Raw genomic sequence first — 16,369 nt, 5'->3', positions numbered from 1 at the left:
CCGTACCAGTACCGGCCGATGGGATCATCAGGGGATGGGCGAGACGAGCGTTCTCATTGACGTACGCGGCATCTTCTACCGCGCGATCGACCGCCGATTCCGGGCTGCCGCGCTGGCCGGCTCTCGCGCTCCCGGTCGCTACTCACGATCCCACCAGCCGACGCTCTACCTCAGCGCTACCCGCGAAGGCGTCGAGGCCGCCATGATCGCGCACCGTGGCGCGCGGGCTGCACAACTCGACATCGTGGCCGTGGAGGTCACCGCTTCCCGCATCGCCGATCTCCGCAACACCTCTGCGATGGAATCACTCGGCATCGATCCGTCTGACGCGACAGCCCCATGGCAGGAGAAGGTCGAAGTCGGCGAGACGCCGCCGTCGTGGCACGTTCGAGACCGCCTCGTATCCGCCGGAGCGCAGGGACTCATCGACCCTTCACGAAAGCGGCCGCCTCTCTGGCACCTGGTTCTCTTCCGCTGGAATGTGCCAGACGGCCCGTCTGTTCAGCCCCTCGGTGCGGAGGACGGCTTCGATGGCCGAGGCGCTTCGCGCTCGTGAAGGCTGCCTGACGCCCGTCCTGCCTCAGGAGAACTCGAGCTCGGCGAGACTCGTCACCCTCCGGCACTCGGTCGTCGGCCGCGAGTTCTCACGATCGAGGTACACCGGGAACACCCCCGCGCCTCGTGCCCCGCAGACGTCGGCGTCCCAGTTGTCCCCCACCATCCACGCGTCACGAGCGTCGACGTCGATCGCCCCGAGCGCCGCATGGAACGCCCGTGGGTCAGGCTTGCCGGCCGGAAGCTCGCTGCTGAACACGGCCGCATCGATGGCCTCCGCGAGCCCGAACCGCTCGAGCTTCCGCATCTGCTGGGCCGCCTGGCCGTTCGACAGCACGACGATCCGCAATGAGGCCGCACGCGCTCTCTGCAGAGCGGGAAGGGCGTCCGCGTACCGCTGCCAGCCCGCTTCATACCGCTCGAGGTAGGTCGAGAACAGCTCGGACGCCTCGGCATCGGTCAGCTCCATCCCGAGGAACTCCCGGACGCGCTCGCGCCGCTGATCCTCGAACCCGATCTCACGCAGCTGGTACCGCCGGTAATGGCGCTCGGCGATGAGATGCCACCGCTCCGACACGTCCGCGGCGGTATGCCCCTGCTCCGTCGCCCAGGCGCGTGCGGCCGCGTCCTGCGCCGACCGCGTGTCGAGGAGCGTGCCGTCGAGGTCGAAGATCACGCCGCGCAAGGTCATCGCGGCATCAGCCCCTCGAGCGCGTGTCCCACCCGCTCGTCTCGCCCGTCGCTCACGCCCCGAGCCTATGCGGCACACTCCCCGCGCCGTGCATCCGCACCTAGCATGAGGAGCATGCAGCCGGAGCTCGCACGCACTTTCCTCGACATGGGCGCCGAATACGAGCGCTATCGCCCCGGGTTCCCGGACGACGCGGTCGCCGTGTTCGCCTCGGAGCGTCTCGGCGACATCCTCGACCTGGGCGCGGGGACAGGAAAGCTCACCCGCAAGCTCGTCCCGCTGGCCGATCGCGTCGTCGCCGTCGACCCCTCGGAGCCGATGCTCGACCAGCTGCGCATGATCCTGCCTGCCGTCGACGTCCGCGTCGGCACCGCCGAGGACATCCCCGCGCCCGATCGGAGTCAGGACCTCGTGACGGTCGCACAGGCGTTCCACTGGTTCGATGAGTCGCTCGCGTGCGCCGAGATCGCGCGCGTCCTCCGGCCGGGCGGTGCGCTGGCCCTCCTGTGGAACACCTACGACCCCGAGTGCGCATGGGATCGCGCCTGCGCCCGAGTGCTGCATCCAGGATGGTCCGACCAGATCTCCGAGCGGACCCTCCCGCCCGCGATGTCGCCCCTCCCCGGTTTCCGCCCCGTGACGTCCGCCTGGATCCCGTGGAGTGAGCGCATCACGCGTGACGACTACCTCGCCCGATGGATGACGGTCAGCACGGCACGCGCGGCCGATGAGGACACGCGCGCCGACATGCTCTCCCGCCTCGAGGAGATCCTCGACCACGACCCGGACACGCGCGGTCGAACGGACCTCGACCTGCACCAGGGCACCGAGGTGTACGTCTACCGGCACGACACCGGGATCGCATGACAGAGTGCACGGAGGTGCCGCTCACGGGCGGCAACGCAACCGGCGACGTCGTCCGCGTCGGAGACACGGTGCGCAAGCCCTGGACGCGGAACTCCGCACGCATCGCGACGTTCCTCTCCGCGCTCCGCGCGCAGGGTGTCGACGCGCCCCGGCCGCTCCCGCACGACGACCGGGGGCGGATGGTCCTGGAGTACATCGGAGGCACGACCGCGCTCGAAGGCGATCCGCTCACGCTCTCCGAGCTGGCTCGAGTCGGTCGCATGGTTCGCGAGATCCACGACGCGAGCGCGACCATCCCGATGGATGGCACGCACGACTGGGAAGTGCTCATCCCGGCAGCGGACGCGGATCTCCTCTGCCACAACGACCTCGCTCCCTGGAATCTCGTCATCGGCGAGCGATGGGTCTTCATCGACTGGGACGGCGCGGGTCCGAGCACGCGCCTGTGGGACCTCGCGTACTCGGCTCAGGCCTTCACGCTCAACGACGCCGCGCAGCCGCCGCTCGAGGCGGCCGCCTGCCTCCGCGCCTTCGTCGACGGGTACGGCGCCGACGCCGATCTGCGCGACGCGCTGCCCCAGGCGATGGCCGCTCGCGCTGCGGCCATGCACCGCCTCCTCGCCGAGGCGCACGCGGATGGGCGCGAGCCGTGGGCGACGATGCATGTCGAGGGCCACGGCCGGCATTGGCGAACCGTGACGTCCTTCGTCGAGGAGCACGTGGACATCTGGACGCGCGCGCTCGCCGTCTGAGCACGCCGGAGGCGCGCGGCCATCGGGCCGCGCGCCTCCGATAGGTCACCTCACTGCGCAGGCAGCACGAGCTCCTGGTCGACCTCGATGAGGTCCGGGTTCGAGAGGATGTCCTGGTTGACCGCGAAGATGCCGAGCCAGCCGCTCTCGATGCCGTTCGCCTCCGCGATCTCGAAGAGCGTGTCGCCGGCCTGAACCGTGTAGGTCTCGTCCGACGGCTCGACGTCCGGCAGATCGTACGTCGGCTCGGCGGGAGCGGCCGCTGCCGGCTCCTCCGCCGGCGCAGCAGTCTCGGCGGGGGCGGACTCCTCCGCTGGTGCAGAGTTCTCCGCCGGCGCGGTGTTCTCGGCCGGTGCCGCGGGCGCCGACTGCTCCGAGCCGCTCGCGTCGGCGCCGCCGGTCGCGCCGATCTGCGCCGAGCAGGTGGGCCAGGCGCCCCAGCCCTGCGTTGCGAGCACGTTCTCGGCGACCCGGATCTGCTCCTCGCGCGACGCAGCGGCCGGGTTGCCCGTGCCGCCGTTCGCCTGCCACGTCTCCATCGAGAACTGCAGGCCGCCGTAGTATCCGTTGCCGGTGTCGATCGCCCAGTTGCCGCCGGACTCGCACTGCGCGAGGGCGTCCCACGTGGCGCCGTCGGCCGCATTCGCGGCCGTCGGGATGAACGTCGCCGCCGCTGCCGCAGCGGCGACTCCCGCGACAGCGAAGCCACCCCGCAGGCGTCGGGTCGTGCGGGTGACGGGTCGGGTATTCCTGTTCGGGTGCACTCTGAACTCCGCGGCCCCGTCTCGCTGCGCGCACCTCGCGTGCAGCGACCGCCCGACCGGTGAATCTGTCGATTTCAGGGAACGAAGGACTCTCGGGGCGGACTCGACGGCCATCCTTCGCGGTTCAAGGTGGCCACCTTAGGCAGAGATCACGAACAGATAACAAACCGATCCAGCGTCTTGCCAGCGGGTTCTTGAGTTCCGTTCGAGTCGCGACCCTCCTCCGTCCCGGTCAGCCCAGCCGCTTTCGGAGGAAGACCTGGGCCGTCCCGTCGCCCTCGTCGATCCGCTCCGTCTCGCGGTATCCCTGCCGCTCGTAGAGCCGGATGTTCGCCTCGCTCAGCGAGCCCGTGAAGAGCTCCGCTTCACGAGCGCCGGCGGACGCTCCCCTGGCTTCGACGGCGTCGAGCAGCCGCGCCCCGATCCCATGTCCCTGCATGTCGGGCGCGATCGCGATCCGTCCGATGAGCAGGAGCTCGCCGTCGATCCGCGCGCGGAGCGCCCCGACCATCCGCCCGCCGTCCAGCGCGACGCAGCCGAGATTCTCCCGCAGCTCCCAGCGCACCTCGTCGAGGGTCTGGGTGAGCGGCGGCATGTCCGCGCTTCCGTAGATCTGCGCCTCCGAGACGAATGCCGCGCGCTGCAGGGTCATCACCTCTCCCGCGTCCTCTTCGCGGATCTCACGGATGTCCAGGTCGAGTTCGCCCATGCCGGTCACGCTATCGCGCGGGCGCGGAAGGATGGCGCGCCGACGGCGGATAGGGTCGGAGGATGAGCGCAGCGCCGACCGTCGAGGAGTTCTGGGAGCGGGCGAGAGGGGCGGTCGCGGATCTCCCCGCTGCTCCCACCGAGAGCTGGGCGTTCGGCGCGACGCCGGAGCATGCCGACGGCCTGCTCGCTCTCGTGCTGGCCGGCGTGAAGACGGGCACCGCCTCCGCGCTCTGGGACTACGAGGCGACCGGAGACCGCCTGCCGCAGGCGGGCGACCTCAGTGTCATCCTGGACGGCTCCGGGGCACCGCGCGCGGTCATCCGGACCACGAGCGTGCGCATCGTGCCCTTCGACGAGGTGGACGCGGAGCACGCGCACGCCGAGGGCGAGGGCGACCGCACCCTCGCCGCATGGCGCGCGATCCACGAGACATTCTGGTCCGAGCACGGAGAGAGCGGCCGCCCCTTCTCGCCCGACATGCCGGTGCTGTGCGAGCGCTTCGAGCTCGTGTTCGCCGCCGACGACTGAGCCTCACACGACGGCCGCGAGCAGGCGCTCGAGTGCGAGGTGGGCCTGCCGTCGGATCGCGGCGCCACCGCCCTGCTCCACGATCCACAGCGCCGCCTCGTTCATCGCACCGGAGAGCTGGCGCGCCAGCGCCTGGGCCTCCTGGCCGCGCAGCCCGCAGGCACGCAGGGCGTCGAGAAGGTGCACACCCGATGCCGCGTCGTCCTGCGCGCGCCACTGGCTCCATCCCATCGCGGCCGGCGCCTCGACGAGGAGCACCCGCGCAGCCTCACCCTCGGTGATCGCGTCGACGAAGGCGTGACTGCCGGCGACGAGCTGGGCGCGGGGGTCCTCCCCCGCGGCTTCGGCCGCCGTGATGACGGCAGCCGCGACGTCCTCCTGCAGCCGCGCCGCGGCCGCGTCGAACAGCCCGCGCTTCGAGGCGAAGTGGTGGTAGACCGCGCCGCGCGTCACGTCGGCGGAGCGGGCGATGTCGTCCACGGACGCGTCGGCGAACCCGTGCGTCGCGAAGGCCCGGGTCGCGACGGCGAGGATCCGCCGGGCGGTGGCGGCCGCGTCTGCGGCGGATGATCTCGGCATGGCCCTTCCTTTACGTACGTGGCGTATGTATCCTAGCCGCACAATACATACACACTGTACGTAAAGGACCATCATGACCGTGACGAGCTTCTATCCCGTGCTGATGACCACCGACGTCGCGACGACGATCGCGTTCTACCGGCGCATCCTCGGCTTCGAGGCGACGTTCGAATCCGACTGGTACGTCAGCCTCCGCCGCGGGGACGCAGAGCTTGCGATCCTCGATCACGCGCATGAGACGATCCCGCGTGGCTTCGGTCGTCCTCCCGCGGGCGTGATCCTGAACCTCGAGGTCACGGATGTCGACGCCGTGATGGCCGGGATGCCGTCCGACGTCCGCGTGGTGCTCCCCCTGCGCGACGAGGCGTTCGGCCAACGGCACGCCATCCTCGAGGGTCCGGACGGCGTGCTCATCGACGTCATCCAGCCGATCGAGCCCTCACCGGAGTTCGCACACGCGTACGCGGTCTGAGCGCTGTGCCGTCAACTCCAACGACGCGCAAGCCAGGCGAGCGCGGCGCGCGCTTCCCGCGCCTGAAACGAGCGGATCGTCGGCATGCCTGGCGGTGCCGGCTGACGCGCCTTGTCGAGGAACGCCCCGGCGAGACCTGCGAGCACCGCGTCGATGTCATCCGGAGCGACGTCGGCGAACAGCGGGTGGGAGCGCACGACCCCGTCGACATCGACATCGTGACGGTGCATCAGCACGTCGAGCAGGTAGGTGACGCCATCGAGCCATCCCGCACCGATGGTGGCCCAGGGCCAGTCCACGATCCACACGCCACCTGCGCCGTCGATGAGCACGTTGTCGGTGCGCAGGTCCAGGTGCACGATCTGCACTCCATCGACGGCGGCGGACAGGCGCGCCGACGCTCCCTGAAGCTCATCCAGGTGTGCCCGGGTCCAGGCGTCTATGCCCTCGAGCGCGTCGGCGTCGATCAGACGATCCCATCCGCCCTGTTCAGCCACGAGCTCGCTCGAGGTCCTCGGCAGGTCGCCTGCGAGCTGGGCCGAAGGCTCCGGAAGATCGACAAGGGCGCCGAGAACGCGATGGAGATCCTCTGACCTCGGGTGAACTCCCTCGACATCCTCGAGCAGGAGCGCGATCCATCCGCCGTCCTCGACCGCAGCCGAAAGGCGGGGCACGGGCGTCGCAGGCGGCAGCATTCGCATGATCTCCGCCTCACGGGCGTGCAGCGCATGACCGACGGCGTTCACGTCGCGATCGATCGCCTTGACGAACTGTCGCCGCCCATCGGCGAGGAGCACTCTGTCCGCACTCCCAGGCGAGAAACCCGAGGCCTGGCTCGACGCGGCCACGACCGAGGCGCCTGCAGCCTCCTCGATCGCCCGGCGCAGTGACGCCGGAAGTCTCTCCCAGGCGATTCGCGAGGTCATGCCCCGACCGTAGCCGATGCTGAGCGCCCGGCCGATGTCGGAGGTGGGCGGCAGGATGGCCTGACATCGACGCCGGGAGGACACATGACCAAGCTCGTCTACTACACAGCGACCACGCTCGACGGATTCCTCGCGGATCCGGACGACTCGCTGGACTGGCTGCTCCGGCAGCCGCTCGACAAGGGCGGGGCCAACGACTACGACGCCTTCATCGAGGGGATCGGCGCGATCGTCATGGGCTCGACGACCTACGAGTGGGTCGTGCGGCACCACCCCGGGCAATGGCTCTACACGATGCCCGCGTGGGTGATGACCTCGCGCACGCTCGCGCTGCCCGAGGTCGACGCCGCCGACATCCGGTTCCGCTCCGGCGGCGTCCGCGCGGTCTACGAGGAGATGGTCGACGCCGCGGAAGGGAAGGACCTGTGGGTCGTCGGCGGCGGCGATCTCGTCGGGCAGTTCGCCGACGAGGGTCTGCTCGACGAGATCATCCCGTCGATCGCTCCGGTGACCCTCGGCGCGGGGCGGCCGCTCCTTCCCCGCCGATACGACCTCGAACTGCTCGACGTCGCCCGCAACGGCGGCTTCATCATGGCGCGCCATCGCTTCGTCGGTCCCCTCCAGGAGGACCGAGAGCAGCGGCCCTGAGACGGACACGTCAGTGTGGGACACTCCCGAGTATGACCACCTTCGCTCGACGACTCGCGGTCGCTGTCGTCGCCACCAGCGCGGTGCTGTTCGCCGGATGCGCCACCGCGCCCACCGATCCGGTGACCTCGGAGACGCCGACGGCGACCCGACCTTCCGGGCTGCTGACGACGCGCGGTGCGGTCACGGTCATCGATCGCGGCGACGGAGCCCACCTCTGCCTCGACGGCGTCGCCGAGTCGCTGCCCCCGCAGTGCGCGGGTGTGCCGCTGGTCGAGTGGGACTGGAGCGCGCTCGACGGTGAATACGAGGAGCAGGGCGGCGTGCGGTGGGGCGACTTCGCCGTCACCGGCTCGTACGACGCCGATGCCGGGCAGTTCACGCCGGTCGAGGTCGTCCCGGCCGCGGAGATTCCCCAGCCGCCGGATTCCCCCTCGGACGAGCCCATCGGGACACCGTGCGCGGAGCCGGATGGCGGATGGCGGGTCGTCGACGAGTCGCGCGTCTCTCTCGACGACTTCCACGCCGCCACCGCGCACGCTTCCACGGTCGAGGGGTACGCGGCGACCTGGGTGGATATGTCCCGGAATCCGGCAGCGGGCGCGGATCCCCTGGACCCCGCAGTCGAGGCGCAGTTGAGCGACCCGCGTCATACGATCCTCAACGTCGCCATCGCGGGCGATCCGGCTGCCGCAGAGGCGTCCATCCGAGCCCTGTGGGGCGGGATGCTGTGCGTCACGCGTGCCGAGCGCACGGAGGCCGAGCTCGTGGCACTCCTCCAGGAGATCATCGACGGCCCCGGCGTTCTCGGCGGTGGTGTCGACGGGATCGCGGGCACGGTCGGCATCACCGTCGTCCACGACGACGGCAGCCTCCAGGAGGAGCTCGACGATCGCCACGGCGAGGGGCTGGTCATCGTGAGCTCCGCCCTCGTCCCCGCCTGACGTCAGCGACGCGGCGTCCAGCCGGATGGGAGGGGCCCATCCACGAGGGCCCGTTCGCGGTCCGCCGCGGCCGACCATCCCTGGGCAGCGTCCTCGCCGTCGTACGCGCCGCGTGCCAGGCGGAAGCCCACATCCTCGTGGTGCATGCGCGGGGCGCCGCCGCGCCGCACCGAGGCGCGCACGCTCCACGCGTCGTCGGCGAATCCGCCGCCGCGGAACACGCGGCAGTCGTCGTACCGCGCGGGGTCGAGCAGGTCCCAGCACCACTCCCAGACGTTGCCGAGCGTGTCGAACAGCCCGTTCAGGTTCGGCATCTTGCCGCCGACCTCCTGCGGGGCGGTCACCCCGTCCGCGGCGGTCCACGCGACGTCCGAGAGCTCGCCGTAGTGCGGGCCCTTCGAGCCGGCACGGCACGCGAACTCCCACTCGGCCTCCGTCGGCAGGCGATAGCCGTCGGCGCCGACGTCCCAGTGCACCTCTTCACCGTCGAATGTGTAGACGGGGTCGAGACCCTCCCACTCGGATGCCGCGTTGCAGAAGCGGACGGCGCGCTGCCAGCTCACATCCACGGCAGGCCGTCGCGGATGCGTCGCCGTCTCGCCGAGGAGCTCGGCGAGCTGCTCCTCGGTCACGGGATAGACCCCGATCCCGAACCGCTGGAGCGCGACCGTGCGGCGCTCCTTCCGGCGCGCATCGTGCAGGGAGACGGTGCCGGGCGCGATCGACGCCATCTCGAAGTCGACGGAGCTCACTCCCCCATTGTCGCCGCGTTCAGCTCGCGGCGCTCGCCCCGGCGATCATCGCGGGCATGATCGCCGCCGTCATGATCGCCGCGTTCATCGCCTGCACCGCCCGCTCGACTGCCGTGCCCGCCGGCGACGACTCCACGATCTCCCCGATGCGCGCCTTGAGCGCCCGCGGGCGCCGCCCACCCGCCTCGTCGGCGAGCACGTGCCGGGCCACGTCGAGCCCCTGGAGGATGGCGAGGATGGTCGTGTCCGCGACCCCGGGGTCCGCCGCGCCGTCGAGGACGGCCGCGAGCCGCGCCCGCAGGCTCGCCTCTGGCGCGCCGTCCCGTTCCGGCGTGCGCGGCTTGCCGAGCCCCCAGAAGGTGCGCTCGCCGACCTCGAGCACCCCGGCCTGCACGAGAGACGCGACCACCTCCCGCTCGGGATCGAGCTTCGACCAGGTGATGACCGACTCCAGCCGCGCGCCGTCCTTCGCCCGCAGGCGGATCATGGCCTCGTCGAGCACGGGATGGCCGGTGGGCGCGTCCGAGAGCACGCGGATCCGAGGCTTCTTCTCGTCCGTGAGGCTCACCCGCCCCGCGAGCACGAGATCCGTGATGAGCGCGGCCGCCTCTCCGTAGGCGCGCATCGTGCCCGGGCGCTCCTGGGTGCCGGCGGCGTTCGTGAGCAGCAGGTGGAGTTCCTCGACGATCAGCATGCTCCGACGCTACGTCGCGCCCTGTCGGCGGACATCCCTCTTCCGACGGATCTGCCCCCGCGGAGCATCCGCTGCCCAGCGGATGCTCGGACCCCGTCGATATCCTCGTTCGCGGGGCCGGCACCCGGCCCGCGGACGAGGGAGCCGTACCCGCACCACGACAAGACGGACTCAGAAGGGCCGAGAATGGCTTGGGTCATCCTCATCCTCTCGGGCGTCCTGGAGGCCGTATGGGCCTCGGCGCTCGCCGCATCGAAGGGCTTCCGGAGATGGAAGCCCACCCTGCTGTTCTTCGCGACCATGCTGCTCAGCCTCTGCGGCCTCGCGTGGGCGATGAACGAGCTGCCCACCGGCACCGCGTACGCGGTCTGGGTCGGCGTGGGCGCGACGCTGACGGTCGTCTGGGCGATCGTGACGAAGCAGGAGAAGGCGAGTGCCGCGCGCATCGCCCTGCTCGTGCTGCTCGTGGCCTGCATCGCGGGCCTCAAGGCGGTGAGCTGACATGGCGTGGCTCATCCTCATCGCGAGCGGCCTCCTCGAGGCCGTGTGGGCGACGGCGCTCGGCCTCTCCGAGGGCTTCACGCAGCCGCTCCCGACACTCGTCTTCGCCCTCGCCGCCGTCCTCAGCATGGTCGGCCTCGGCTGGGCCGTGAAGCGCATCCCGATCGGCACCGCCTACGCGGTCTGGACCGGCATCGGGGCGGCGCTCACCGTCGTGTGGGCCATGGCCACCGGGGTCGAGCCGGTGTCGCTGTGGAAGGTCGTCTTCCTCGCCGGCATCATCCTCGCGGTCGTGGGCCTCAAGCTCGTCCCGGATGGCCGTCCCGAACCCGCCGACGACTAACGTGAGAGGCGTGTCACGCCCTCTCACCCTGATCACCGGAGGCACGCGCGGGATCGGCGCCGCGGTCGCGCGACGCCTCGCATCCGACGGCCACGATCTCGTCCTCGGCTTCACGCGGGACGAGGGCGCCGCTGCGCGCACGCGCGCCGAGATGGAGGATCTCGGCGCGCAGTGCCGCGTGGTGCGGGCCGACGTGACCACCGACACCGGCATCGAGACGCTGTTCGCGGCCGCCGATCCCGCGCGCCTCACCGGCGTCGTCAACAACGCGGGCGCGACGCTCCACATCGGCCCTCTCGTCGACGCCCCGGTCGACGTCATCCGGACGGTCATCGACCTCAACCTCACCGCGGCGATCCTCGTCGCGCGCCGCGCCGTGTCCCAGCTGCCCGACGGCGGCGTCCTCGTGAACATCTCATCCGGGGCGGCGACGACCGGCTCGCCCGGCGAGTACGTCCACTACGCCGCCGCGAAGGCAGGAGTCGACGCCCTCACGAAGGGTCTCGCGATCGAGGCCGCCGCGCGAGGGATCCGCGTCATCGGCGTTGCGCCCGGAACGATCGAGACCGACATCCACGCCGATGCGGGCGACCCCGGGCGCCCGGCGCGCGTCGCGGCCGCGCATCCCCTGGGGCGCGCCGGCCGACCCGAGGAGGTCGCCGGAGTCGTCGCCTTCGCCCTCTCCCCCGACGCGTCCTACGCGGCCGGCGCGACCATCCGCGTCACCGGCGGGCGCTGATTCTCAGCCGTCGAGCCCGCGATGCCCGGCCCAGAGGCGTGCCGCCTCGCCGGCCGCGGCATCGATGAGCGCGTCGATCTCGGCGTCGCGCCGGACCGCGAAGGACACGTACGCCCCGCGGCCGCCGGCCGTGGGCCGACCGTACGCCTTCGCGGCGAGCGACCCGTCCGGCAGCAGCCGCACCGTGATGCTCTGCAGCTCGAACTCCTCGCCGCGCCGTTCGTCGCGCCAGCGCAGATGCTCGGGGATCGACACGTTGAAGGCGAGCGCATTGACCTCGGGACTCGTCATGATCCGAGACTACGGCCGCTCAGCGCCAGCCGAGGCCCGGAGCGACGTGACGGAGGATCGACTCGATCGCGTGCGCGTTGTACTCGACGCCGAGCTGGTTGGGCACCGTCAGGAGCAGCGTGTCGGCCTCGGCGATCGCCTCATCCCCCGCGAGCTCCTCGATCAGCTCGTCGGGCTCGCCCGCATACGAGCGCCCGAAGACCGAGCGCGTGCTGTCGATGTAGCCGAACTGGTCGTCGCGCTCGCCGCTGCCCAGGAAGTAGCGGCGATCTCGGTCGTCGACGATCGCGAAGATCGACCGTGAGACCGAGACGCGCGGCTCGAACCCGTGATCGTGACGCGCCCATTCCTCGCGGAACGCCCGGATCTGCGCGGCCTGCTGCACGTGGAAGGGCTCGCCGCTCTCGTCGTCCTTGAGCGTCGAGCTCATGAGGTTCATGCCGTGCTGGGCCGCCCACACCGCCGTCGCATTCGAGCCCGCACCCCACCAGATCCGCTGCCGGAGTCCCTCCGAGTGCGGCTCGAGCCGGAGCAGCCCCGGCGGGTTCGGGAACATCGGGCGCGGGTTCGGCTCGGCGAAGCCCTGGCCCTCGAGCAGCGTGAGCAGGAGCTCGGTCTTCTGGCGGGCGGCCTGCGCCCCCGACGGATCGTCCTCGGCCGCCTGGTAGCCGAAGTAGCGCCATCCGTCGACCACCTGCTCGGGTGACCCGCGCGAGATGCCGAGCTGCAGTCGGCCGCCCGAGATCAGGTCGGCGGCTCCGGCGTCCTCGACCATGTACATCGGGTTCTCGTACCGCATGTCGATCACGCCCGTGCCGAGCTCGATGCGGCTCGTCTTCGCGCCCGCGGCGGCGAGCAGCGGGAAGGGCGACGCGAGCTGCCGCGCGAAGTGGTGGACGCGGAAGTACGCGCCGTCGGCGCCGAGGTCCTCGGCCGCCTGTGCGAGCTCGATGGACTGCAGCAGCACGTCGGCCGCGCTGCGCGTCGCCGACTCGGGGTGCGGCGTCCAATGGCCGAAGGAGAGGAATCCGATGCGCTTCACGTCACCATGCAACCACGGGTGCTGCGCGTTTTATTCCATTGAATAGGTCAGGTCGCGGGGGCGATCGTCGTCCAGCTCGCGTACTTCGCCTGACGTCCGTCTCCCGACGAGCGGCGCGTCAAGCGGCGCTTCACCCACGGGAGAACGTGCTCGCGGTAGTACCGCGTGCGCTCGAGGTGCACGACGCCCTCGTGTGGGAGATCCCACCAGGTCTCGGGCGCGTCCGCGCCGAGCGCCGTGAGGACGCGCGCCGCGACACGGTGATGCCCGCGCACGTTCATGTGCAGCCGGTCGGCAGACCAGAACTCGGGCCGCGACAGCACGCGATCGGGCCAGTTGAGTGCCTGGATGACGTCGCCCCGCCCCTCGATCCGGCGGAGCACCGCCGCCGACAGCTCGTCGCCGCGTCGCTGGATAAGGCCCGACAGCGGCAGCCCGGCCGACGGATTCGCCCCCGACAGCAGGATGAGGCGCACGCCCTCCTCGTCGCAGCGCGCGAGCACGCGCGAGAAGGCGTCCGCGATGCTCTCGATCGCGACGCCCGGGCGCAGCATGTCGTTGCCGCCCCCGTTGAACGACAGGTGCGTGGGGCGCAGGGCGAGCGCCGGCTCGAGCTGCTCCTCGACGATCGGCCAGGCGAGCCGCCCGCGGATGGCCAGGTTCGCGTACTCGATCGGCTCGCCGAGGCTGTCGGCCCATCCCTGGGCGGCGATGTCGGCCCACCCGCGCGGGCGGCCATCCGGCAGCTCGTCTCCCACGCCCTCTGTGAACGAGTCGCCGATGGCGACGTAGCGGATCGTCATCCCCCCAGGCTATCGAGCGTCCGCGAGCGTGGCCTCGAGCACCTCCCCGCGCTTGTCGGCGAGCGGGATGGTCCCGAGCGCCGCGATCGCGAAGAACGCCGAGAACACCGTGAACACGAGGCCCGCGCCGCCGACGGTCAGCGCCCACGGAGTGAACAGCGGGGCGATGATGGATGCGATCCGCCCGGCGCCGGCCGCCCAGCCCGCGCCCGTCGCCCGCACGCTCGTCGGGTAGAGCTCGGGGGTCACCGCGTAGAGCGCACCCCACGCGCCGAGGTTGAAGAACGACAGCAGCGAGCCGTAGAGGAGGATCTGCCACAGCTCGCCCGACGTGCCGTAGAGGATGGCCGCGACCGCGGATCCGACGAGGAACGTCGAGAGCGTGATGCGGCGCCCCCAGACCTCGATGAGCCAGGCGGCGACCGCGTAGCCGGGCAGCTGCGCGAGGGTGATGAGCAGCGTGAACTCGAACGAGCGGACGAGGTCGTACCCCTGCTGCACGAGGATCGTCGGGATCCAGATGAACGCCCCGTAGTAGGAGAAGTTCACGCAGAACCACACGAGCCAGATCGCGCTCGTGCGCACGCGGAGCGCGGGCGACCACAGCGCGCCGACGGCCGATGCCCCCTGAAGCGGGGCCGCGGCGTACGGGGTCGGCTTCGGTGCGGGAGCAGCGCTCGGTGCCGGCCGCCGCGACGCGGCCTCGAAGCGCCGCACGATCGCATCAGCCTCGGCGTGCCGCCCCTTCGACTCGAGCCAGCGCGGGGACTCCGGCATCCCCCAGCGGATGACGAGCGCGTACGCCGCCGGGACGGCGCCGAGCAGGAACGCCCACCGCCATCCGTCGTCGGAGGCCCCGACGACGAACGTCCCGATGAGCGCCGCGAGCGTCCAGCCGACGGCCCAGAACGCCTCGAGCACGACCACGAGGCGCCCCCGGATGCGCGCGGGCGCGAACTCGGCGACGTACGTCGACGCGACGGGCAGCTCGGACCCGAGTCCGAGCCCCACGAAGAACCGCAGCACGATGAGCATCGCGACGCCGCCGACGAGCGCGCTGGCCCCGGTCGCGACGCCGTAGACGAGCAGGGTGAGCGCGAAGACCTGGCGGCGCCCCAGCTTGTCGGCGAGCAGGCCCCCGAGACTCGCGCCCACGGCCATGCCGACGAAGCCGACCGAGGTGATGAGCCCCGCCTCCGCGCCCGTGATCCCCCACTGCGCCGTGAGCGCGGCGATGATGAACGAGATGAGGCCGACGTCCATCGCGTCGAGCGCCCACCCGATGCCGGATCCCGTGAGGAGCCGCGCATGCTGCCGGTTGAACGGGAGGTCATCCAGACGCGCAGAGGGGTTCGCCATGCCTCCAGGTTAGTGTCACCTCGACATGAAGCGCGCGCGGCCAGGAGTAGCCTGAGAGGACGACTTCCCCAACACCCGGAGGACATGTGAGAGCCCGCATCGCGCCCCCGTCAGCCGCGTGGATGTGGACGATCTGGATCGTCGCGGTCCTCGCGTATGTGCTCTCGGTCGCGAACCGCACCTCGCTGTCCGCCGTCGGCGTCGATGCCGCCGAGCACTTCAGCGCCGACGCGTCGACGCTGTCGATGTTCGCGGTGCTGCAGCTCGGCGTGTACGGCCTCATGCAGATCCCGATCGGCCTCTGGCTCGACCGTTTCGGCGCGCGCCCGATCATGGCGATCGGGATGGCCGTGATGGCGGCCGGTCAGCTCATCATGGCGGTCTCCCCCAACGTGGGCGTCGCGATCTTCGCGCGCATGCTGCTGGGGGCCGGAGACGCCGCGATCTTCCCGAGCGCGCTCCGTCTCGTCGCGACGTGGTTCCCCGCCCAGCGCAACCCGATCATGGTGCAGCTCACGGGCATCGTCGGGCAGATGGGCCAGCTCGTGGCCATCCTCCCCCTCGCCGCGCTCCTGCATGCCACGTCGTGGTCGATCGCGTTCGGGAGCCTCGCCGGCCTCGCCGTGCTCTTCACGATCCTCATCGTGGCGCTCGTGCGGAACCACCCGCCCGAGCGCGAGGCCGATGTGTCCGTGGACACCGAGACGGGCGCGATCCGGGTCGTCACGAGCGCGATCGACACGCGCGTCGGCCTCCGCGCCGCCTGGGCGAACCCGGGCACGCGCCTGGCCTTCTGGTCGCACTTCACGACCCCGTTCGCGGGCACGGCGTTCGTCATGCTGTGGGGCTTCCCGTTCCTCACCTCGGGCGAGGGGCTCTCGGCCGCTCAGGCGTCGACGGTGCAGAGCGTCTTCGTGCTCATGGGCATCGTGTTCGGGCCGCTCATCGGCATCCTGTCCTCGCGCAACCCCACGCGCCGCTCGCACCTCCTCGTCCTGCCGATCGTCGCCATCCAGCTCATCGCATGGATCGCCGTGCTCGCGTGGCCCGGACCCGCCCCGTTCGCGGTGCTCCTCCTGCTCGCCGTCGCGCTCGCGCTCGGCGGCCCGGCGTCGATGATCGCGTTCGACCACGCGCGGACCTTCAACCCCTCGCACCAGCTGAGCACCGCGACGGGCATCACGAACGTCGGAGGCTTCCTCGCCGGCCTCCTCGCGATCCTGTTCATCGGCGTCGCCCTCGACCTGCAGGGCGCGAGCGACCCCTCGGCCTACTCGCTCGAGGCGTTCCGGATCGCGTTCCTCACGCAGATCCCGATCTGGCTCGTGGGCGCGGCGTTCATCATCCGCGAGCGCAAGCGCACGCGGATCCGGATGGGCCTCGACAAGCCGCGCGGGGAGCGCTGAGG

General features: G+C 71.1%; 22 protein-coding genes and 1 riboswitch. Of the genes, 11 read left to right on the top strand and 11 right to left on the bottom strand.

Annotation, left to right across the window (positions count from 1 at the left end; translation table 11 throughout):
• Positions 1-34 precede the first annotated feature (34 nt).
• On the top strand, positions 35-556 hold the full coding sequence (locus M1D46_RS10705) for an RES domain-containing protein (RefSeq protein WP_456285513.1): 522 nt from the start codon (positions 35-37) through the stop codon (positions 554-556).
• Positions 557-580: 24 nt separating this feature from the next.
• Here the strand turns inward: M1D46_RS10705 and M1D46_RS10700 are convergent, their stop codons facing one another.
• The gene (locus M1D46_RS10700) at positions 581-1,246 is read right to left on the bottom strand and encodes an HAD family hydrolase (protein WP_455969655.1); all 666 of its coding nucleotides are present in this window, start codon (positions 1,244-1,246) and stop codon (positions 581-583) included.
• A 114-nt stretch (positions 1,247-1,360) separates the two neighbouring features.
• On the opposite strand from M1D46_RS10700, the gene M1D46_RS10695 reads away from it, so the two are divergent.
• Entirely contained in the window at positions 1,361-2,113 is a 753-nt protein-coding gene (locus M1D46_RS10695) for a class I SAM-dependent methyltransferase (RefSeq protein WP_456285512.1), read from the top strand.
• Complete coding sequence (locus M1D46_RS10690; protein WP_456285511.1) at positions 2,110-2,865, top strand: phosphotransferase; 756 nt, start codon at positions 2,110-2,112, stop codon at positions 2,863-2,865. The genes M1D46_RS10695 and M1D46_RS10690 overlap by 4 nt, the downstream gene beginning before the upstream one ends.
• A 50-nt stretch (positions 2,866-2,915) precedes the next feature.
• On the opposite strand, the gene M1D46_RS10685 is transcribed toward M1D46_RS10690, so the two are convergent.
• Both M1D46_RS10685 and M1D46_RS10680 read right to left on the bottom strand, forming a co-directional pair.
• A complete protein-coding gene (locus M1D46_RS10685; protein ID WP_456285510.1) occupies positions 2,916-3,629 on the bottom strand; it encodes a transglycosylase family protein in 714 nt (237 codons plus the stop codon).
• A 232-nt stretch (positions 3,630-3,861) separates the two neighbouring features.
• Positions 3,862-4,338, bottom strand: coding sequence for a GNAT family N-acetyltransferase (locus M1D46_RS10680; protein WP_456285509.1), 477 nt, complete (start codon positions 4,336-4,338; stop codon positions 3,862-3,864).
• A gap of 62 nt (positions 4,339-4,400) precedes the next feature.
• On the opposite strand from M1D46_RS10680, the gene M1D46_RS10675 reads away from it, so the two are divergent.
• A complete protein-coding gene (locus M1D46_RS10675; protein WP_456285508.1) occupies positions 4,401-4,868 on the top strand; it encodes an ASCH domain-containing protein in 468 nt (155 codons plus the stop codon).
• Between the two features lie 3 nt (positions 4,869-4,871).
• Here M1D46_RS10675 and M1D46_RS10670 read toward each other — a convergent pair whose 3' ends face one another.
• Entirely contained in the window at positions 4,872-5,447 is a 576-nt protein-coding gene (locus M1D46_RS10670) for a TetR/AcrR family transcriptional regulator (RefSeq protein ID WP_456285507.1), read from the bottom strand.
• A gap of 73 nt (positions 5,448-5,520) precedes the next feature.
• On the opposite strand from M1D46_RS10670, the gene M1D46_RS10665 reads away from it, so the two are divergent.
• The gene (locus M1D46_RS10665; RefSeq protein ID WP_456285506.1) at positions 5,521-5,919 is read left to right on the top strand and encodes a VOC family protein; all 399 of its coding nucleotides are present in this window, start codon (positions 5,521-5,523) and stop codon (positions 5,917-5,919) included.
• 11 nt (positions 5,920-5,930) lie between these two features.
• On the opposite strand, the gene M1D46_RS10660 is transcribed toward M1D46_RS10665, so the two are convergent.
• Complete coding sequence (locus M1D46_RS10660; protein ID WP_456285505.1) at positions 5,931-6,767, bottom strand: phosphotransferase; 837 nt, start codon at positions 6,765-6,767, stop codon at positions 5,931-5,933.
• Between the two features lie 162 nt (positions 6,768-6,929).
• On the opposite strand from M1D46_RS10660, the gene M1D46_RS10655 reads away from it, so the two are divergent.
• Both M1D46_RS10655 and M1D46_RS10650 read left to right on the top strand, forming a co-directional pair.
• On the top strand, positions 6,930-7,493 hold the full coding sequence (locus M1D46_RS10655; protein WP_456285504.1) for a dihydrofolate reductase family protein: 564 nt from the start codon (positions 6,930-6,932) through the stop codon (positions 7,491-7,493).
• Positions 7,494-7,525: 32 nt separating this feature from the next.
• Positions 7,526-8,437, top strand: coding sequence for a hypothetical protein (locus M1D46_RS10650; RefSeq protein ID WP_456285503.1), 912 nt, complete (start codon positions 7,526-7,528; stop codon positions 8,435-8,437).
• Positions 8,438-8,439: 2 nt separating this feature from the next.
• On the opposite strand, the gene M1D46_RS10645 is transcribed toward M1D46_RS10650, so the two are convergent.
• Together M1D46_RS10645 and M1D46_RS10640 are read right to left on the bottom strand one after the other, a co-directional pair.
• Positions 8,440-9,168 carry a formylglycine-generating enzyme family protein gene (locus tag M1D46_RS10645; RefSeq protein ID WP_456287160.1) on the bottom strand — a complete coding sequence of 243 codons (729 nt, stop codon included), beginning with the start codon at positions 9,166-9,168 and terminating at the stop codon, positions 8,440-8,442.
• Between the two features lie 40 nt (positions 9,169-9,208).
• The gene (locus M1D46_RS10640) at positions 9,209-9,883 is read right to left on the bottom strand and encodes a GOLPH3/VPS74 family protein (protein WP_456285502.1); all 675 of its coding nucleotides are present in this window, start codon (positions 9,881-9,883) and stop codon (positions 9,209-9,211) included.
• A 111-nt stretch (positions 9,884-9,994) separates the two neighbouring features.
• Positions 9,995-10,059: riboswitch (guanidine-III (ykkC-III) riboswitch) on the top strand.
• 10 nt (positions 10,060-10,069) lie between these two features.
• Between M1D46_RS10640 and M1D46_RS10635 the strand changes: the two genes are divergently transcribed.
• The 3 genes from M1D46_RS10635 to M1D46_RS10625 are packed head-to-tail and all read left to right on the top strand — an operon-like array spanning position 10,070 to position 11,466.
• Positions 10,070-10,384, top strand: a complete 315-nt coding sequence (locus tag M1D46_RS10635; RefSeq protein WP_456285164.1) for a DMT family transporter — start codon at positions 10,070-10,072, stop codon at positions 10,382-10,384.
• Between the two features lies 1 nt (position 10,385).
• Positions 10,386-10,727 (top strand): DMT family transporter, encoded by a 342-nt coding sequence (locus tag M1D46_RS10630; RefSeq protein WP_456285501.1) that lies wholly within the window; start codon positions 10,386-10,388, stop codon positions 10,725-10,727.
• Positions 10,728-10,737: 10 nt separating this feature from the next.
• Positions 10,738-11,466, top strand: a complete 729-nt coding sequence (locus M1D46_RS10625; protein WP_456285500.1) for an SDR family NAD(P)-dependent oxidoreductase — start codon at positions 10,738-10,740, stop codon at positions 11,464-11,466.
• Between the two features lie 3 nt (positions 11,467-11,469).
• Here M1D46_RS10625 and M1D46_RS10620 read toward each other — a convergent pair whose 3' ends face one another.
• From M1D46_RS10620 to M1D46_RS10605, 4 genes are read right to left on the bottom strand one after another with little or no spacing between them, the layout of a single operon-like run.
• The gene (locus M1D46_RS10620; RefSeq protein WP_271171823.1) at positions 11,470-11,757 is read right to left on the bottom strand and encodes a hypothetical protein; all 288 of its coding nucleotides are present in this window, start codon (positions 11,755-11,757) and stop codon (positions 11,470-11,472) included.
• Between the two features lie 19 nt (positions 11,758-11,776).
• Positions 11,777-12,799: an LLM class flavin-dependent oxidoreductase gene (locus M1D46_RS10615; protein WP_456285499.1), complete on the bottom strand. Its 1,023-nt coding sequence runs from the start codon at positions 12,797-12,799 to the stop codon at positions 11,777-11,779.
• Between the two features lie 47 nt (positions 12,800-12,846).
• Positions 12,847-13,602 carry an SGNH/GDSL hydrolase family protein gene (locus tag M1D46_RS10610; RefSeq protein ID WP_271171821.1) on the bottom strand — a complete coding sequence of 252 codons (756 nt, stop codon included), beginning with the start codon at positions 13,600-13,602 and terminating at the stop codon, positions 12,847-12,849.
• Positions 13,603-13,611: 9 nt separating this feature from the next.
• Positions 13,612-14,961 (bottom strand): MFS transporter, encoded by a 1,350-nt coding sequence (locus M1D46_RS10605; RefSeq protein ID WP_324011312.1) that lies wholly within the window; start codon positions 14,959-14,961, stop codon positions 13,612-13,614.
• Positions 14,962-15,083: 122 nt separating this feature from the next.
• Here M1D46_RS10605 and M1D46_RS10600 point away from each other — a divergent pair, with 122 nt between their 5' ends.
• Positions 15,084-16,367 carry an MFS transporter gene (locus M1D46_RS10600; RefSeq protein WP_324014881.1) on the top strand — a complete coding sequence of 428 codons (1,284 nt, stop codon included), beginning with the start codon at positions 15,084-15,086 and terminating at the stop codon, positions 16,365-16,367.
• Positions 16,368-16,369 lie beyond the last annotated feature (2 nt).

This window comes from Microbacterium sp. JZ70, assembly GCF_053903225.1.
Note: the sequence above shows the minus strand (reverse complement) of the source record. Positions and strands in the feature narration are given on the sequence as shown.

Coding starts and splice junctions, on each gene's coding strand:
- M1D46_RS10705 (WP_456285513.1), top strand. CDS start 35: ATGGGCGAGACGAGCGTTCTCATTGACGTACGCGGCATCTTCTACCGC.
- M1D46_RS10700 (WP_455969655.1), bottom strand. CDS start 1,246: ATGACCTTGCGCGGCGTGATCTTCGACCTCGACGGCACGCTCCTCGAC.
- M1D46_RS10695 (WP_456285512.1), top strand. CDS start 1,361: ATGCAGCCGGAGCTCGCACGCACTTTCCTCGACATGGGCGCCGAATAC.
- M1D46_RS10690 (WP_456285511.1), top strand. CDS start 2,110: ATGACAGAGTGCACGGAGGTGCCGCTCACGGGCGGCAACGCAACCGGC.
- M1D46_RS10680 (WP_456285509.1), bottom strand. CDS start 4,338: ATGGGCGAACTCGACCTGGACATCCGTGAGATCCGCGAAGAGGACGCG.
- M1D46_RS10675 (WP_456285508.1), top strand. CDS start 4,401: ATGAGCGCAGCGCCGACCGTCGAGGAGTTCTGGGAGCGGGCGAGAGGG.
- M1D46_RS10670 (WP_456285507.1), bottom strand. CDS start 5,447: ATGCCGAGATCATCCGCCGCAGACGCGGCCGCCACCGCCCGGCGGATC.
- M1D46_RS10665 (WP_456285506.1), top strand. CDS start 5,521: ATGACCGTGACGAGCTTCTATCCCGTGCTGATGACCACCGACGTCGCG.
- M1D46_RS10655 (WP_456285504.1), top strand. CDS start 6,930: ATGACCAAGCTCGTCTACTACACAGCGACCACGCTCGACGGATTCCTC.
- M1D46_RS10650 (WP_456285503.1), top strand. CDS start 7,526: ATGACCACCTTCGCTCGACGACTCGCGGTCGCTGTCGTCGCCACCAGC.
- M1D46_RS10645 (WP_456287160.1), bottom strand. CDS start 9,168: ATGGCGTCGATCGCGCCCGGCACCGTCTCCCTGCACGATGCGCGCCGG.
- M1D46_RS10640 (WP_456285502.1), bottom strand. CDS start 9,883: ATGCTGATCGTCGAGGAACTCCACCTGCTGCTCACGAACGCCGCCGGC.
- M1D46_RS10635 (WP_456285164.1), top strand. CDS start 10,070: ATGGCTTGGGTCATCCTCATCCTCTCGGGCGTCCTGGAGGCCGTATGG.
- M1D46_RS10630 (WP_456285501.1), top strand. CDS start 10,386: ATGGCGTGGCTCATCCTCATCGCGAGCGGCCTCCTCGAGGCCGTGTGG.
- M1D46_RS10620 (WP_271171823.1), bottom strand. CDS start 11,757: ATGACGAGTCCCGAGGTCAATGCGCTCGCCTTCAACGTGTCGATCCCC.
- M1D46_RS10610 (WP_271171821.1), bottom strand. CDS start 13,602: ATGACGATCCGCTACGTCGCCATCGGCGACTCGTTCACAGAGGGCGTG.
- M1D46_RS10605 (WP_324011312.1), bottom strand. CDS start 14,961: ATGGCGAACCCCTCTGCGCGTCTGGATGACCTCCCGTTCAACCGGCAG.
- M1D46_RS10600 (WP_324014881.1), top strand. CDS start 15,084: ATGTGGACGATCTGGATCGTCGCGGTCCTCGCGTATGTGCTCTCGGTC.